A 16,302-nucleotide genomic window follows, 5' to 3' on the forward strand; every position below is an offset into this window, starting at 1 on the left:
AAAAGGCAATCGTTATGCTGGATAAAGTTGTAATTGCAAACCGTGGTGAAATCGCCCTACGCATTTTGCGTGCCTGTAAAGAGTTAGGCATCAAAACCGTAGCGGTTCACTCTACGGTAGATAAAAATTTAAAACACGTGTTGCTTGCAGATGAATCAATTTGTATTGGCCCTGCTTCTGCAACAGAAAGTTACTTGAACATCCCACGCATTATAAGCGCTGCGGAAGTTACTGATGCTGCGGCCATTCACCCTGGCTACGGTTTTCTAGCTGAAAACGCAGATTTCGCTGAACAAGTGGAAAACTCTGGCTTCATCTTCGTTGGCCCAACTCCTGATGTAATTCGCATCATGGGCGATAAAGTGGCAGCTATTGAAGCGATGAAGCAAGCCGGTGTTCCGTGTGTACCGGGTTCAGGCGGGCCACTAGATGACGATGATGAGAAGAATAAAAAGATAGCCAAGCGTATTGGTTATCCAGTAATCATCAAAGCATCTGGCGGTGGCGGTGGCCGCGGTATGCGGGTTGTTCGCGAAGAAAAAGATCTGTTGAAATCAATTCAAGCAACTCAAACTGAAGCACGCGCTGCATTTGGTAACCCAGTGGTTTACATGGAGAAGTTCCTGGAAAACCCACGCCACATCGAAATTCAGGTGTTGGCAGATGGCCAAGGTAATGCAATTCACCTTGGCGAGCGTGATTGTTCCATGCAACGGCGCCATCAGAAGGTAGTTGAAGAAGCGCCAGCACCGGGCATTACCCCTGAAATGCGCAAAAGCATTGGTGAACGTTGTGCCCGAGCCTGTGTTGAAATTGGTTATCGCGGCGCCGGTACATTTGAGTTCTTATATGAGAATGGCGAGTTCTATTTCATTGAAATGAACACTCGTATTCAAGTAGAGCATCCGGTAAGCGAAATGGTTACTGGAATTGATTTAGTGAAAGAGCAGTTGCGCATTGCCGCAGGCCGGCCGCTCTCGATTAGCCAAGAAGATGTTATAGTGCGTGGGCATGCCATTGAGTGCCGTATCAATGCCGAAGACCCCAAAAGCTTCTTGCCATCACCTGGCTTAATTACACGTTTCCACCCACCGGGCGGAATGGGCGTGCGTTGGGATTCGCATATTTATACCGAATACCGCGTACCACCAAACTATGATTCGATGATTGGTAAGTTGATCACCTATGGTGAAAATCGTGATGTAGCTATTGCGCGCATGCGCAACGCTTTAAGTGAGCTTATTGTTGAAGGCATTAAAACCAATACGCCACTACAAAAAGACATTATGGCCGATGAAAACTTCCAAAACGGCGGCACGAATATTCATTATCTAGAGAAAAAGCTAGGCATGAGTTAAGCCTGCTGTGATAAACTTTCCGGTATAATAAAAAGCTCAGGTAACCCCTGAGCTTTTTTGTTTCCTGTAATGCGGTAAAACCCATTGCTTGTTCATATCGCCCAGTAAAGAGAATGTTATGCCTTGGATTCAAATAACCCTTACCACGAAGCAAGATTACGGCCGCCAACTTGGTGATATTCTGATGGCAAATAAAGCCCAAGCGGTAACCTACCGCGATGCTAAAGATGCCCCCATTTTTGAACCCGCGCCAGGTGAAGTGCCGCTGTGGGAGCTTACTCAAGTTACCGGGTTGTATCCTGCTGAAACCGATATGGCACCAATTATTAAGAATTTACAAAAGGTAAGTTTCTTAGCTAAACCCTTGCGCTACAAAACCGATCAGCTGGAAGATAAAGATTGGGAACGCGAATGGATGGATAACTTTAAGCCCATCGATTTTGGTAACAACTTGTGGGTGGTACCTTCATGGCATCAGCCTCCCGTTGCCGATGCGGCGAATATTTTACTCGATCCTGGCATGGCCTTTGGTACCGGAACTCACCCAACTACAGCGCTTTGTTTACAGTGGCTAGCCGAGCAAGATTTAGCCGGAAAGAGCACCGTTGATTTCGGCTGTGGCTCAGGCATTTTAGGCATTGCGGCATTAAAGCTCGGCGCCGCCAGTTGCATTGGTACCGATATTGATCAGCAAGCACTAAAAGCCACACTAGAAAATGCCGAATTGAATGCTGTTGCTGAACAATTCTCAGTATATTTACCCGAAAACGCGCCAAATGTAGCAGTGGATTTAGTGGTAGCGAACATCCTTGCCGGGCCATTGCAAGAACTCGCCCCAGTAATCCTTAGCTACTTAAAGGTGGGAGGGAGTATTGCCATGTCGGGAATTCTATTGCGCCAAGCCGAAGATGTTATGGCCGCATACCGGCCAATAATTGAGTTCGCCCCAGTGCGTGAAAGCGGAGATTGGTGTTTTTTAAACGGCACACGAGTATCGTGAGGGCGCAGATTTTCCGCATTTTGCGCCACCGCTAAGCTGAGCTGAATCCGCTGCGGCTCATTAAATTCACCAACAAAGCCCAGTGTTCACTACATTTGTTTAACAAATAAACACAATCAGCATTTCAGCGGCGATAAAGTCAAGAGCAAAAATTGCAATTTTATGTACTTTTGATTACTTTATCGCCTTTCCTTTCTAGCTGAAATTCCCTAAAATTCTCTCCCCTTTCGCTGAACAGAAAATAACCGATGCGGATTGGCTCCTATCAACTTTCGAATAATGTGTTACTTGCTCCAATGGCGGGTGTTACGGATTTGCCATTTCGTCGCTTGTGCGTGGAGTTAGGGGCCGGTATGGCCGTTTCGGAGATGCTTTCGAGTAATCCGAGAGTGTGGAATACCGAAAAATCGAAGGCGAGAATGGTGCATCGCGATGAACCGGGCATTCGCTCAGTGCAAATTGCCGGTTCCGATCCAGAATTAATGGCTTTGGCCGCTCAGCATAATGTTGCTGAAGGTGCTCAAATCATTGATATCAACATGGGTTGCCCAGCGAAAAAGGTAAATAAAAAGCTAGCTGGCTCGGCGCTGTTACAAGATCCTGAGTTAGTAACGCGAATTCTGCACAGTGTAGTTGCGGCCGTAAATGTGCCGGTTACATTGAAAATAAGAACGGGCTGGGCCCCGAACCATCGTAATGGCGTAACCATTGCGAAAATTGCAGAACAAGCGGGCATTCAAGCGTTAGCCGTGCATGGGCGAACTCGCGCTTGTATGTATAAAGGCAATGCGGAATACGACACCATTGCTGCAATTAAGAATGCGATAAACATTCCGGTAATTGCCAATGGTGATATTACTTCTCCCCAGAAAGCACGGGAAGTACTCGAATACACCGCTGCCGACGCAGTGATGGTAGGGCGCGGCGCTCAAGGAAATCCTTGGATATTCCGAGAAATCGTGCACTACCTCAAAACCGGGAAGCAGCTTGCGCCGCCTACTGGCACTGAAATAGCCCAAGTAATGAATCGGCATTTGCGCCAGCTACATGAATTACACGGCGAGCATCGCGGTATGCGAATCGCTCGTAAGCACATTAGCTGGTATATGCAAGGGAATTTGCAGCAAGCTCCAGGCTCAGAACAGTTCCGCCGCAGTTTTAATGCGTTAGAATCAGCTGAAGCACAACTTGCTGCACTTGAAGAGTATTTTGTTAACTTTAACGAGAGATAAGAGCGCTATTATGTTTGACCAAAACGGAAATCGTGATGCAGTAACCACGCCTTTGACTACCATTGGCCAAAATTCTAACCCGAAGCCATTGCGGAATTCGGTAAAGCAGGCGCTAAATAACTTCCTCAAGCAACTTGACGGCCAAGATCCAGATGATCTTTATGAATTAGTATTAGCAGAAGTTGAAGCACCTTTGCTTGAAGAAGTAATGACCTATACCCGCGGTAACCAAACTCGCGCAGCTACCATGCTAGGCATTAACCGTGGCACCTTACGGAAAAAATTAAAAAAATACGGCATGAACTAAGATTGCCAATACACTAATCACTGTTGTGGTTACTGTGAATACACAAGCAATGGCGTGTGTTGCCAAAGCCAACTCTTAGAGTTGGCTTTTTTGTTGGTGCTAGGCGGATAAACGATTACTGCATTACCCGCTATTTATGAGTAAACACAGTATACGCTTTGCCATCTCCTACGCGCTCGGTTAAAGTGCATCTCTAGTATTTAATTCACAAATAGGATGGTTATGAAAACTGTAATTGCCTTTTTAATTGGCGCCCTACTCGCTGGCGGGCTGGTATGGCAGTTGCTGCCGAACAATGCCGGTACGCCAACACAATCCGCAGCCGGAGACATCAACCCTGATCAGTTGGTTGAGCGGGTGCGGCAACAAAATCCGCAATTTACTAATAGCTCTATCCGTTTTATGCGCGATTTAAGTTCCTTTGGCTTTCCCGGTTTTTATGAAATATCTCTTGCTGGCCAAGGCATGGTGGTTACGGCCGAGGGTGATTATGCCATAGTGGGTGATTTATTCGCCCTCGCAACGATTACCAACCTATCTGGCGAGTACCGAAACCAACAGATTGCCGATTTAGCAATTCAGGAAATAGGCTCAATTAGCCCTAACATTTTGGTTAGCTTTCCAGCTAACGAGAACGTTCCCGAGCTCGGCACAATCTGGGTGTTTACCGATCCAACTTGCCCTTATTGCCAACGCTTACACGAGCAACAAAAACAGTTGGCAGCTGCGGGCGTAACTATAGAATATATCCCTTATCCGCGCAGTGGCCTTGGAGGCGGTAGGGATTATCAACAATTATTACAAATTACATGCGCCGACAACTCTGCCCAAGCGATGCATGATTTCAAAACTGGCGCTAGCACAGAACACTACGCCCTAGTTGGTGATACCAGCGCATGCACCAGCGCCGTAGCTGAAGGCTACGCAATGGGCCAACGTATCGGAATTTCTGGCACCCCATTTATTATTAAATCTACCGGTGGTGTTATTGCCGGGTTTAATAGTGCAGAAGCAATTATTCAACAGATGCGTAGCGCAAATTAATAGCCACTAGCAGCAAAAAACCCCGCGGCCAGAGATTCGCATCTGGCCGCTTTTCCCGTATAATACGCAACCGCGCCTTGATTATCTTTTCCGCACCTGTAAAAACCTGTGCCGCAAAGGTAATTTCCCTCTCAAGCTAGTAAAAAACGAGAACTGACCATGAGCCAGATCCGCCCTATTCATCGTGCGTTGTTAAGTGTTTCCGATAAAACCGGTATTGTTGATTTCGCCAGTGCGTTGCACCAGCGCGGTGTTGAAATTCTCTCCACCGGCGGCACTGCCAAGCTTCTTGAAGAAGCGGGTATTCCAGTAATTGAAGTAGCCAATTACACCGGCCAGAAAGAAATCATGGATGGCCGCGTAAAAACCTTACACCCTAAAATTCATGGCGGAATTCTTGCTCGCCGGGATCAAGATCAGGCTGTGATGGCCGAACAAGATATTGGCGGCATCGATTTAGTGGCTGTTAACTTATACCCATTCGCAGAAACGGTGAAAAAGCCAGGCTGTAGCTTTACCGATGCTGTAGAGAACATCGATATCGGCGGCCCAACCATGGTAAGAGCCGCGGCGAAAAACCATAATGATGTAACCATTATCGTAAACGCCCATGATTATGATCGTGTACTAGGTGAATTAGCCGAGTTTGATGGTGTTACTAATACTACTCGTTTCGATTTAGCGGTAGCCGCGTTCGAGCATACAGCTGCTTACGATGGCATGATTGCCAACTATTTTGGCCAACGCCTACATAGCCATGACCAGCCCGAGCGCTTCCCGCGCACTTTAAATTTTCAACTCGAGAAAAAGCAAAACTTACGCTATGGCGAAAATAGCCATCAAAGTGCTGCGTTTTATGTAGATCCAAGCCATCATGAAGCCAGTGTTGCATCATCTACGCAACTGCAAGGCAAAGAGCTTTCATTTAACAACATTGCTGATACCGATGCTGCTCTTGAATGCGTGAAATCATTTACCTCACCTGCTTGTGTGATCGTGAAGCACGCAAACCCATGTGGCGTTGCTGTTGGCAGCTCCATTTTGGAAGCTTATGAACGCGCTTATAAAACCGATCCTACTTCTGCTTTTGGTGGCATTATTGCCTTTAACGAACCACTGGATGAAGCCACAGCACATGCCATTATTACGCGCCAATTTGTAGAGGTAATTATTGCGCCAGGCGCCAGTAAGAAAGCACAAACCATTGTAGCTGCGAAAAAGAACGTGCGTTTATTGGTAACGGAAGCCTTTGCTGAGCGTACCGCACAACTTGATTTTAAGCGGGTGCAAGGCGGCTTATTAGTGCAAGATATTGACCACGCGGTAGTGCCTGAAAGTGAATTGCAAATAGTAACCGATAACAAGCCTGATAGCGCTCAATTAAATGATTTGCTGTTTGCTTGGAAGGTAGTGCGTTATGTGAAATCAAACGCCATTGTGTATGCCAAAGATGGCATGACCATTGGTGTGGGCGCAGGCCAAATGAGCCGCGTATACAGTGGCAAAGTGGCCGCATTAAAGGCCCATGATGAAGGATTAGAAGTGGCAGGGTCGGTAATGGCATCTGATGCATTTTTCCCATTCCGTGATGCCATCGATGCCGCAGCCGAGGCTGGTATTAAAGCCATTATTCAGCCGGGTGGTTCCATTCGCGATGAGGAAATTATTGCCGCTGCGAACGAACATGGTATTGCCATGGTGTTCACTGGCATGCGCCATTTCCGCCATTAAAGAGAACAAGATTGGCACTATGAATGCGTAATTAAATATCAATGTGAGGGGCATAAACATTGCCCCTCTGCATTTGGGCTACTAGGATAAGCAAACACTTATAGAGGTTCTTCTTATGAAACGTTCCATTTTTTGCAGCAGTACCCTATTACTTAGTTTCGCATTGGTTGCCTGCCAACCGGCTGTACAACAAGAGGCAACAGTAGCCGAAGCCGAAGTAGCAGCCGAGCACAGCTTAACTAGCATCTTAGATAACCCTTCGCGAACCCCCGCGAACAAGCAACGTGATCAATTTCGTAATCCAGTAGAAACGCTTACGTTCTTTGGTGTAGAGCCGAACATGACCGTAGTAGAAATTTGGCCAGGCGGTGGCTGGTATAGTGAGATCTTGGCGCCGTACCTACATGCTGAAGGTCAGTTTTATGCGGCACATTTTCCTGCATCGGAAACTCGTGAAGGATACGTAAACTCGCGCAACCGCTATAAGGATCGCATCGCTTCCGATGCCCTTTTTGCGAATGTAATTCTTACCGAGTTTGCACCTACAGAACAAAGCGCCATTGCACCAGCTGGAACAGCAGATGTAGTACTCACTTTCCGCAATGTACATAACTGGTATATGGGCGATAGCGACGAGGGATTAGCAGGCGCATTTGCTACCTTCTATACAGCCCTGAAGCCGGGTGGTGTGCTTGGTGTAGTGGATCATCGCTTACCTGAAGAGCGCGCCGATGAAGATATGCAAACATCCGGCTATATCAAACAAAGCCTGGTAGTGCACTACGCTGAACAGGCAGGCTTCGTGTTAGCGGATAGCAGCGAAGTGAACGCTAACCCACTAGATACAGCTGATCATCCTCGTGGTGTATGGACATTACCGCCGAGCTTGCGCTTAGGTGATGAAAATCGCGAGTACTATGAGAGTATTGGTGAAAGTGATCGCTTCACTTTAAAGTTTATTAAACCCGCAACGAGTGAATGAGTGAAACCATGAAAGTTTTGATTATTGGTGGTGGCGGCCGCGAGCATGCCTTGGCATGGAAGGCGGCCCAATCTACCCGTGTAGAGCATGTATTTGTAGCCCCTGGCAACGCAGGAACTGCGGCCGAAAAAATGGTAACCAATATTGCCATTGATGTTGAGGATATCGATGCCTTGCTTGCGTTCGCGCAACAAGAAAAAATTGACCTCACTATTGTAGGGCCGGAGGCGCCACTAGTGAAAGGTGTTGTAAATACCTTTCAAGCTCATGGTTTAGCGATTTTTGGCCCAACCAAGGGTGCTGCACAATTGGAAGGCTCGAAAGCATTCTGCAAAGATTTTTTGGCGCGCCACAATATTCCTACGGCAGCCTATGCGAACTTTACGGAAATCGAACCGGCAAAAGCCTATGTTCGCGCCAATTCGCTACCCATTGTAATTAAAGCCGATGGTTTAGCTGCCGGCAAAGGCGTAATTATCGCTGAAAGCCTCGAGCAAGCAGATGCCGCGATTGAAGATATGCTCGCCGGTAATAAGTTTGGTGAGGCTGGCAGCCGCGTGGTGGTGGAGGAATTCTTAGTTGGTGAAGAAGCGAGCTTTATTGCCATGGTAGATGGCGATACGATTTTGCCATTTGCATCCAGCCAAGATCATAAAGCCCGTGATAATAATGATAAAGGCCCGAATACCGGTGGCATGGGCGCGTACTCACCAGCTCCTGTAGTTACTCAAGCGGTAAATGATTGGGTAATGGCCAATGTTATGCAACCAACCGTAGATGGCATGCGTGCCGAAGGCAACACCTACGTAGGCTTTTTATATGCGGGCCTAATGATCGCTCCAAACGGCAGCGCCAAGGTATTAGAATACAATTGCCGCTTTGGCGACCCTGAAACTCAACCCATTATGTTGCGGTTGCATTCTGATCTAGTGGAACTGTGCTTAGATGCGCTTGCGGGCCGTTTAGGCGCTACGCCAATAGAATTTGATACCAGAGCCGCAGTTGGTGTAGTTATGGCAGCAGGTGGCTATCCTGATAGCTATAACAAGGGTGATGAGATCACCGGCATACTGCCAGCTACGGAAGATAGTAAAACCTTCCATGCAGGCACACAGTTAGCAGATGGTAAGGTGGTTACTGCCGGTGGTAGAGTGCTGTGCTGTACCGCATTAGGTAACAACGTTACCGAAGCGCAACAACGCGCTTACGAGCTTGTACATGCCATTCATTGGAACAATGCATATTTCCGCACCGATATCGCCCATCGCGCCATTACGCGCGAGCAGAACAAATAATCGCTCGCGGTTAGCAAAACAAGCGTAGTAACAACAATGGCTCCCAAGGGAGCCATTGTTTAATCTTCTACCACCAAATCATCTTCAGTGGTGCTGCTACTACCAAATTCACCATCATCTACCACTTTGGAACGGCCGTACATACTGCCTACCTTGGGTCGATTAATGCGTGCTTGATATTTAGCCCACGCTTTCTCTACAGCGGTTTCAGCTTCTTTTTCGCCACGCGCAACCGCCAATAGTGCTTTATCTTCTGCGGTTTTTGGTGAGAAATCACCAACCAACATCGCATTAATTAAGCAGCCATAATGCAACAATGCATCGCTCTCGCGTATTGAGAAATCCCCAGAGCGTGCAAAACCATAAGGGTAATTCCGAAAATCGTTAAACGGTTTCCGAAGCAAAGTTTCACGGGTTGTAGTCGCCATATCATTTCCACCATTCAGACAACTTTGTTACAGAAGGCAGCGTGCTGCCGCATTTAGTTGACGATATAGAGGTGAAAAATAGCTTTGTCAATCTTTTTCGAACGATTTCAGTAATTATCCTTGCTTTAGGCGCTAGATTAATTACTGGCATAGCCACTGGCCATAACCTCTAGCCATAACCACCAACGTAGAAAAGCAAAAAGCAGCCATAAAGGCTGCTTTTCTATATTTGGAGCGGGAAACGAGATTCGAACTCGCGACCCCAACCTTGGCAAGGTTGTGCTCTACCACTGAGCTATTCCCGCTTTTTGTTACTTTAGTACTACAAGAAGCACTTGCTGTATCGCTACTGCGGAGCGCATTTTACTGAATCTAGGGGGTAATGCAACCCCCTTTATTTAAGATTTTGCCTGTTCGATGAAAAAATGTTCACGGTAATAACGCAATTCTTCAATTGATTCGATAATATCAGCTAAAGCTTCATGCTTATTATGCTTTTGGAAGCCCGCCAAAATATTTGGCTGCCAGCGTTTTGCAAGCTCTTTAACCGTGCTTACATCAAGATTTCGATAATGGAAAAAGGCCTCTAAATTCGGCATATAACGGGCGAGAAAACGACGATCTTGGCAAATACTGTTACCGCACATAGGCGATGCACCTGCAGCAACATGTTGCGCCAAAAACTCTATCGTAGCCGCTTCTGCTTCGGCTTCACGATGCGAGCTTTCTTTAACACGTTTGGTGAGCCCGGATTCACCATGGGTTTTGGTATTCCACGCATCCATGCCTTGCATGCGTTCATCGCTTTGATGAACAGCAATTACCGGGCCTTCAGCAAGAATATTTAACTCGTCATCGGTAACAATGGTAGCAATCTCAATAATGACATCTTCTTCAGGGCTTAAGCCTGTCATTTCTAAATCAATCCAAATTAAACGCCCAGCATTCTCACTCATTGTTTATCTCCTTGTTCCATTGCCATAATGCTACCACGCAGGCAACGGAAATGGTTAACTTCCTATAACTGTATTGGCTAGTATTTGCTATCATGCAGCTATCAACGCAAACAACAGCGGAACTTAGATTGGCAAAACGAGCGAAATTAACCAAAGGGCAACTGCGCCGAGTAAAAGTAAACCAAGAAAAGCGCTTAGCAAAACGGCAGATTCAACAAGATACTGAGTGGTTAGATGATCAACTTGGCAACTTGGAAACTGGCCGCGTAGTTAGCCGATTTGGTCAGCACGCTGATATTATTGATGCCGAAGGTGACATTTTCCGCTGTAACATTCGCCGTACTGTAGCTGGCTTAGTTACTGGTGATTTTGTGGCGTGGCGGCGGGCTCCTGTAAATGAAAAAGGTTTGGGTGGTATCGTTGAAGCAGTAGAAGAACGAGCTTCCGTGTTATGCCGGCCGGATCAATATGATGGCATTAAACCTATTGCTGCCAACGTAGAGCAAATATTTATTGTATCAAGCCCACAACCCGCGTTTTCCGACCAGATTATCGATCGCTATTTGGTGGCCTGCGAAGATGCAGGCATCGAGCCAATTATCGTTATGAATAAAACCGATCTCATTGCTGCTGATGAAGCTGCATTTATTGCCCAGCGTTTATCAGTTTATGAAGCTATGGGCTATCCAGTGTTTCACGCTAGCGCTACCACGAATGAAGGTATTGAAGCGCTGCGCAACGCCTTTCAAGGAAAAGTATCGGTATTGGTAGGCCAATCTGGCGTGGGCAAATCGTCGCTAGTGCAAGCTGCACTCCCCGAAGTAAGCTTGGCGATTGGCGCTCTCTCGAATAACTCAGGGCTTGGCCAACACACCACTACCGTGGCGCGCTGGTATCCACTGCTGAATGGCGGAGCACTCATCGATTCCCCAGGTATTCGTGAGTTTGGTTTGTGGCATATCGATGCCGATCGCGTTACCTATTGTTTCAAAGATTTCCGCCCTTTTCTCGGCGGCTGTAAATTTCGCGATTGCAAGCACCTAACCGACCCTGGCTGTGCGTTACAAGCCGCCGTAGCGGAAGGGAAACTAGACGCGGGCCGCCTCGACAATTATCATCGCATTATTCAATCGCTAGACCAGAATTAAGGAGCCACTGTGGCTAACTTTGATCGCCTAAAAATCGCTTTACAGTACATTGCCCCAAAGCACTTCATGTCGCGCGCTATGGGTAAGTTTGCCAGTGCCGAAGCCGGTTGGTTCACTCGCACATTTACCCAGTGGTTTGTGAATCGTTACAACGTAGATATGAGTGAGGCGGCAGAGCCTGATTTTCGCCAATACCCAACCTTTAATGCATTTTTCACCCGCGAGCTTAAAGCCGATGCACGGCCATTACTAGCGAACGAAGGCCAGCTAGCGCATCCTGTTGATGGCACGGTTAGCCAGCTTGGGCCTATTCAAGGTGATAGCATAGTACAAGCGAAAAACCATGATTACAGCATGCAAGCCCTACTGGGTGGCGATAAGGCCTTGGCGCAAGAGTTCCATAACGGTACCTTTGCAACGATCTACTTAGCACCTCGCGATTATCATCGGATTCATATGCCATTAACAGGCACCCTTCGGCAAATGATTTATGTGCCTGGCGATTTATTTTCAGTGAATCCTTTTACTGCGGATAATGTACCTAATCTATTTGCCCGTAATGAGCGCGTAGTGGCAGTATTTGATAGTGCCAATGGCCCATTTGCAATGGTGCTAGTAGGCGCTACCATTGTGGCCAGCATCGAAACGGTTTGGGCTGGCACCGTTACACCGCCTACCGGGCCATGCGTGCATACGTGGGAGTATCCAAACGCAGGCCTGAATAAAATTGAACTTGATATAGGTGCCGAAATGGGCCGCTTCAAGTTAGGTTCAACTGTAGTACTGGTATTCCCAGAGAACATGGTTGAGTTTACCGAAAGCCTTGCACCTGGCGTGGTTACCCGCATGGGCTCGGTATTTGGTGAGCTAAAAGGCCAGCAACCAAGCACTACGAATAGCAACACCAAGGTTGCAGAGTAAAGCGAAGGAGATAGCATGCTCATTATCGCGCACCGGGGTGCTAGCCTAGAAGCCCCCGAGAATACCATTGCAGCATTCAAACGTGCGCTCGATACCCATGCTGATGGGATCGAAATTGATATCATGCAGGTTGAAGATGAAATTTTTGTGTTTCACGATCGCTACTTGCGGCGATTAGCAGCGCAACCAGGCCGCTTTATTGATCTCACGAAAACGCAGGTGGCGGCACTCAAAGTTTTTAACCAACAGCCTATCCCTACTCTGCGTGAAGTTCTCGCGCTGGTTCGGGGCCGCTGTATGCTAAATATTGAAATAAAAAGCCCAGTAAGCCTCGAGTTATTACTCAACCATGTTCAGCATGCTATCGATGAGTATTCCTTTCAGTTCGAAAATATCATCGTATCGTCGTTCAACCATCAGTGGTTGAATACGCTAAAAACACGTAATTCTCAACTTCGAATTGGGGCGTTAACCGCAGGCTCACCGTTACGGTTAGCTGCTTTTGCGGAAGAACTCCACGCCTGGTCGGTACATATAGACGTGGGCTTTGTTAGCCAAGAATTTATCGATGACGCGCATAACCGAGGATTACAGGTGTTTGTTTACACGGTAGATGAACCTGAAGATATTCGCTTGATGCAAGAGTACGGGGTGGATGGTATTTTCACCAACCACCCGCAAAATAGCCGCAATATAATAGCGGGATTGAGTAACCAATCCCCCTATAACATTTAACTCAAGCGCCTTTCGGTTCAGGCTCTTGGGTTTCCTGTATCGCTTCCGCTACTTCATCTACTTCACCACGGCGATCTGGGTATTCCGCTTCTAGCTTCTCAAGCTCACGTGCTAATTGTTTCGGTGAGCCAGTATTCTTCGCTAAGCCCATGTATAACGCGGGCACTAAGAAAATGGTCATGAATGCCGAGAAGGCAACACCCGAGAAGATTACGATACCAATTACAAATCGGTTTTCTGCCCCTGGGCCTGAAGCCAACACCAGTGGTAAAGCACTCATTAGCGTTGTGAATGCGGTCATAATAATTGGCCGCAAACGTAAGCGCGAAGCACGTGCAAGTGCATCTTCAAAGCGCATACCCGCATCGCGCAGTTGGTTCGCAAACTCAACAATTAAAATACCATTTTTCGCTGCTAAACCAATCAACATCACGATACCTATCTGGCTATAGATATTGATAGTTTGCCCGGTAAGATAAAGCCCTGCCGTTGCTCCAAACACAGCCAGTGGTACCGTTAAGATAATCACAAACGGATGCACAAAACTTTCAAACTGAGCCGCGAGTACCAAGAAGGTAATTGCCAAAGCCAAGGCGAAGATAAAGATAATGGTGCTCCCGCCCTCCTGATACAACAACGATTGGCCTTTGTAATCAATCATCACATCATCTGGTAAGTGTTCAGCAACAATATTTTCTAAGTACGTTAGCGCCTCACCTAACGAGTAGCCATCCGCTAAATCACTGGTAATGGTAACAGCACGCATCCGGTTATAGCGGTTCAACTGGCGGGCAGTTGCGCCTTCAGTAACCGTTACCAAGTTCGACATCGGCACCAGTTCGCCAGTTCGTTGAGAGCGAACATAGATGTTATCAATAGCTTGTGGTGTGCGATAATCATCCCGCTCGCCTTCTAAGATCACGTTATATTCTTCACCGCGGTCTTGATAACGCGTAACTCGACGTTGGCCCAACATACTTTCGAGCGTACGGCCAATATCACCAATCGAAACGCCTAAATCAGCCGCGCGCTCTTGGTTGATTTGTACGGATAGCTGAGGCACGGTTTCATCATAATCGCTATCTAACGACAAGAAACCAGAGTTTTCTGACGCTTTCTCAATCACGATATCCCGATAACGGGCAAGTTCTTCATACGTATTGCCTTGCAGCACAAACTCGATAGGCCGTGATCCACCACCGCCGCGAATACCACTGCGCATATTAGCAAAGGCAACTACATCCGGAATTTCTGCTAACTTTTCCCGTACTTCCGCCATTAACTCAAACGAGCTCCAATCGCGCTCACTAAAAGGAATTGTACCTACTATAGCAATACCAGCACTAGTGCCCCAGCCAGGGGTACGCACGATCAATCGGTCAATTTTACCTTCATCAAGGTAAGGTAATAGCACCTGCTCTACCTTATCCATGTTACGCAAATTGGATTCAATACTGGCGCCTTCCGCGGCACGCACAGAAACAAAGAAGTTACCGCGATCTTCTGGTGGCACAAACTCTTGGCCAATCCGATCAAGCAATAAATACGCAGCTGCGGCAGAAAGAATCACCAATGCAAACGCCATACTTGGGATGGTAATCGTTTTTTTCACCACATTTTCATAGCGTACTTCTAATTTCTTAAAGTTACGGTCTACAAACGCGCTAAAACCTGTCGATTTCTCTTTCTTTTTCAAGATTTTCGAGCACAACATTGGCGAAAGTGTAAGTGCTGTGATACTTGAGAAGGCCACCGCAGCCGCGAGGGCTATGGCGAATTCAGTAAACAGTTGACCAATGTTGCCCTCCAAAAATACTAGGGGCACGAATACGGAGATTAATACTAAGGTGGTGGCCACAACGGCAAACCCTACCTCGCGAGCGCCTCGATAGGCAGCAAGCAATGGTGGATCGCCCGCTTCCACGCGCCGATAAATATTCTCTAGTACAACAATCGAATCATCTACCACCAGCCCGATGGCGAGTACCAGAGCCAGCAGCGTAAGTAAGTTGATGGAGAAGCCCATAGCGTAGAGCACAATGTAGGATGCTAGCAATGCCACTGGAACAGTAATGGCCGGAATTAGCGTTACCCGTAAATTCCCCAAGAACAGGTAGATAACAATCACCACCATCGCCATCGCAATAAATAAGGTGTTGTACACTTCTTTTACAGAATCACGAATAAATATGGAGGAATCATAGCTTGGCACTAAGATCATACTGGCCGGTAATGTGGCACGCATGCGCTCCACTTCTCGGTTCACGTTGTCCACTACATCAAGCGTATTGGCATCGGATTGGCGGATTATCCCTAAACCAATCATATTGATACCATTACCACGGAATTCCGAGCGATCATCTTCAGCTTCAAGTGAAACCCGAGCCACCTCGCCTAAACGAACTAAATAACCATCAGAACCCGATACGATACTTAAGTTGGCGAAATCGGCAGGGGATAAATAGCTACGGGAAACTCGCACTGAAAATTCACGGTCGCGAGATTCAATGTTACCGGCTGGTAGCTCTACATTCTCTGCACGGAGGCGATTTTCAATATCGGTAACAGTAATACCACGCGCAGCCATTGCATTTCTATCAAGCCACAACTTCATGGCATAGCGGCGCTCTCCCCCAATATTCACGCGGGCTACCCCATCCACCACCGAGAGCCGATCCACCAGATAGCGATTGGCAAAATCCGTGAGCTCTAAGGTGGTCATATTTTCACTGCGCAGGTTATACCAAACTACCGTATCTTCATCGGCATTGGCTTTGGTAACCTCCGGTGGTAAAACTTGCTCAGGAAGGCTACGGATTACCCGCTGTACCCGTTCTCGAACATCATTGGCAGCAGAATCAATATCACGATTGCCCTCGAATTCGATGGTAATACGTGAGCTGCCTTCACGGCTACGAGAAGTAATGGTTTTAATACCATCAATACCGCTAATTCGTTCTTCAATTACTTGAGTGATTTGGGATTCAATAATCTCGGCGTTGGCACCCGGATAATTGGTGTTTACCGAAACTACCGGCGGTTCAATATTTGGGTATTCGCGCAATGGTAACGAGGTGAAAGCAACCACCCCAAAAATAATCAACAGCACGTTGATTACCGTGGCGAAAACCGGGCGCTTTACTGAGGCATCTGATAAAAACATGG

Annotated in this window: 14 protein-coding genes and 1 tRNA gene; 11 read left to right on the top strand and 4 right to left on the bottom strand. The window is 47.2% G+C overall.

Annotation, left to right across the window (positions count from 1 at the left end):
- The first annotated feature begins 14 nt into the window (after nt 1-14).
- From accC to purD, 8 genes are all read left to right on the top strand, one after another.
- Nucleotides 15-1,358 (top strand): acetyl-CoA carboxylase biotin carboxylase subunit, encoded by a 1,344-nt coding sequence (accC, locus tag ACNA7P_RS01325; protein ID WP_416256799.1) that lies wholly within the window; start codon nt 15-17, stop codon nt 1,356-1,358.
- A gap of 118 nt (nt 1,359-1,476) precedes the next feature.
- Complete coding sequence (gene prmA / locus ACNA7P_RS01330) at nt 1,477-2,358, top strand: 50S ribosomal protein L11 methyltransferase (RefSeq protein WP_416256800.1); 882 nt, start codon at nt 1,477-1,479, stop codon at nt 2,356-2,358.
- Nucleotides 2,359-2,606: 248 nt separating this feature from the next.
- Complete coding sequence (dusB, locus tag ACNA7P_RS01335; RefSeq protein WP_416256801.1) at nt 2,607-3,590, top strand: tRNA dihydrouridine synthase DusB; 984 nt, start codon at nt 2,607-2,609, stop codon at nt 3,588-3,590.
- Between the two features lie 10 nt (nt 3,591-3,600).
- Complete coding sequence (gene fis, locus ACNA7P_RS01340; protein WP_007419918.1) at nt 3,601-3,897, top strand: DNA-binding transcriptional regulator Fis; 297 nt, start codon at nt 3,601-3,603, stop codon at nt 3,895-3,897.
- Nucleotides 3,898-4,119: 222 nt separating this feature from the next.
- Nucleotides 4,120-4,941: a DsbC family protein gene (locus tag ACNA7P_RS01345; RefSeq protein ID WP_416256802.1), complete on the top strand. Its 822-nt coding sequence runs from the start codon at nt 4,120-4,122 to the stop codon at nt 4,939-4,941.
- A 159-nt stretch (nt 4,942-5,100) separates the two neighbouring features.
- Nucleotides 5,101-6,672, top strand: coding sequence for a bifunctional phosphoribosylaminoimidazolecarboxamide formyltransferase/IMP cyclohydrolase (gene purH / locus ACNA7P_RS01350; protein WP_416256803.1), 1,572 nt, complete (start codon nt 5,101-5,103; stop codon nt 6,670-6,672).
- Between the two features lie 115 nt (nt 6,673-6,787).
- Nucleotides 6,788-7,654: a class I SAM-dependent methyltransferase gene (locus tag ACNA7P_RS01355; RefSeq protein WP_416256804.1), complete on the top strand. Its 867-nt coding sequence runs from the start codon at nt 6,788-6,790 to the stop codon at nt 7,652-7,654.
- An 8-nt stretch (nt 7,655-7,662) separates the two neighbouring features.
- Nucleotides 7,663-8,949 carry a phosphoribosylamine--glycine ligase gene (gene purD / locus ACNA7P_RS01360; protein WP_416256805.1) on the top strand — a complete coding sequence of 429 codons (1,287 nt, stop codon included), beginning with the start codon at nt 7,663-7,665 and terminating at the stop codon, nt 8,947-8,949.
- A 59-nt stretch (nt 8,950-9,008) separates the two neighbouring features.
- Here purD and maoP read toward each other — a convergent pair whose 3' ends face one another.
- From maoP to orn, 3 genes are all read right to left on the bottom strand, one after another.
- Nucleotides 9,009-9,377 (bottom strand): DUF413 domain-containing protein, encoded by a 369-nt coding sequence (gene maoP, locus ACNA7P_RS01365; RefSeq protein WP_416256806.1) that lies wholly within the window; start codon nt 9,375-9,377, stop codon nt 9,009-9,011.
- Nucleotides 9,378-9,607: 230 nt separating this feature from the next.
- A tRNA-Gly gene (locus ACNA7P_RS01370) sits at nt 9,608-9,682 on the bottom strand.
- Between the two features lie 93 nt (nt 9,683-9,775).
- Complete coding sequence (gene orn, locus ACNA7P_RS01375; RefSeq protein WP_416256807.1) at nt 9,776-10,333, bottom strand: oligoribonuclease; 558 nt, start codon at nt 10,331-10,333, stop codon at nt 9,776-9,778.
- Nucleotides 10,334-10,461: 128 nt separating this feature from the next.
- Between orn and rsgA the strand changes: the two genes are divergently transcribed.
- From rsgA to ACNA7P_RS01390, 3 genes are read left to right on the top strand one after another with little or no spacing between them, the layout of a single operon-like run.
- Entirely contained in the window at nt 10,462-11,481 is a 1,020-nt protein-coding gene (rsgA, locus tag ACNA7P_RS01380) for a small ribosomal subunit biogenesis GTPase RsgA (RefSeq protein ID WP_416256808.1), read from the top strand.
- A 9-nt stretch (nt 11,482-11,490) separates the two neighbouring features.
- On the top strand, nt 11,491-12,402 hold the full coding sequence (asd, locus tag ACNA7P_RS01385; RefSeq protein ID WP_416256809.1) for an archaetidylserine decarboxylase: 912 nt from the start codon (nt 11,491-11,493) through the stop codon (nt 12,400-12,402).
- A gap of 15 nt (nt 12,403-12,417) precedes the next feature.
- Nucleotides 12,418-13,137 carry a glycerophosphodiester phosphodiesterase gene (locus ACNA7P_RS01390; RefSeq protein WP_416256810.1) on the top strand — a complete coding sequence of 240 codons (720 nt, stop codon included), beginning with the start codon at nt 12,418-12,420 and terminating at the stop codon, nt 13,135-13,137.
- Between the two features lies 1 nt (nt 13,138).
- Here the strand turns inward: ACNA7P_RS01390 and ACNA7P_RS01395 are convergent, their stop codons facing one another.
- Complete coding sequence (locus ACNA7P_RS01395) at nt 13,139-16,300, bottom strand: efflux RND transporter permease subunit (protein WP_416256811.1); 3,162 nt, start codon at nt 16,298-16,300, stop codon at nt 13,139-13,141.
- Between the last annotated feature and the right edge of the window lie 2 nt (nt 16,301-16,302).

The sequence above is a fragment of the Aliidiomarina sp. genome, assembly GCF_047920995.1.
GTDB lineage: Bacteria > Pseudomonadota > Gammaproteobacteria > Enterobacterales > Alteromonadaceae > Aliidiomarina.

Bases quoted from the DNA above. Each gene is read 5' to 3' on its own strand.
- accC (WP_416256799.1), top strand. From the start codon at position 15: ATGCTGGATAAAGTTGTAATTGCAAACCGTGGTGAAATCGCCCTACGC.
- prmA (WP_416256800.1), top strand. From the start codon at position 1,477: ATGCCTTGGATTCAAATAACCCTTACCACGAAGCAAGATTACGGCCGC.
- dusB (WP_416256801.1), top strand. From the start codon at position 2,607: ATGCGGATTGGCTCCTATCAACTTTCGAATAATGTGTTACTTGCTCCA.
- fis (WP_007419918.1), top strand. From the start codon at position 3,601: ATGTTTGACCAAAACGGAAATCGTGATGCAGTAACCACGCCTTTGACT.
- ACNA7P_RS01345 (WP_416256802.1), top strand. From the start codon at position 4,120: ATGAAAACTGTAATTGCCTTTTTAATTGGCGCCCTACTCGCTGGCGGG.
- purH (WP_416256803.1), top strand. From the start codon at position 5,101: ATGAGCCAGATCCGCCCTATTCATCGTGCGTTGTTAAGTGTTTCCGAT.
- ACNA7P_RS01355 (WP_416256804.1), top strand. From the start codon at position 6,788: ATGAAACGTTCCATTTTTTGCAGCAGTACCCTATTACTTAGTTTCGCA.
- purD (WP_416256805.1), top strand. From the start codon at position 7,663: ATGAAAGTTTTGATTATTGGTGGTGGCGGCCGCGAGCATGCCTTGGCA.
- maoP (WP_416256806.1), bottom strand. From the start codon at position 9,377: ATGGCGACTACAACCCGTGAAACTTTGCTTCGGAAACCGTTTAACGAT.
- orn (WP_416256807.1), bottom strand. From the start codon at position 10,333: ATGAGTGAGAATGCTGGGCGTTTAATTTGGATTGATTTAGAAATGACA.
- ACNA7P_RS01390 (WP_416256810.1), top strand. From the start codon at position 12,418: ATGCTCATTATCGCGCACCGGGGTGCTAGCCTAGAAGCCCCCGAGAAT.
- ACNA7P_RS01395 (WP_416256811.1), bottom strand. From the start codon at position 16,300: ATGTTTTTATCAGATGCCTCAGTAAAGCGCCCGGTTTTCGCCACGGTA.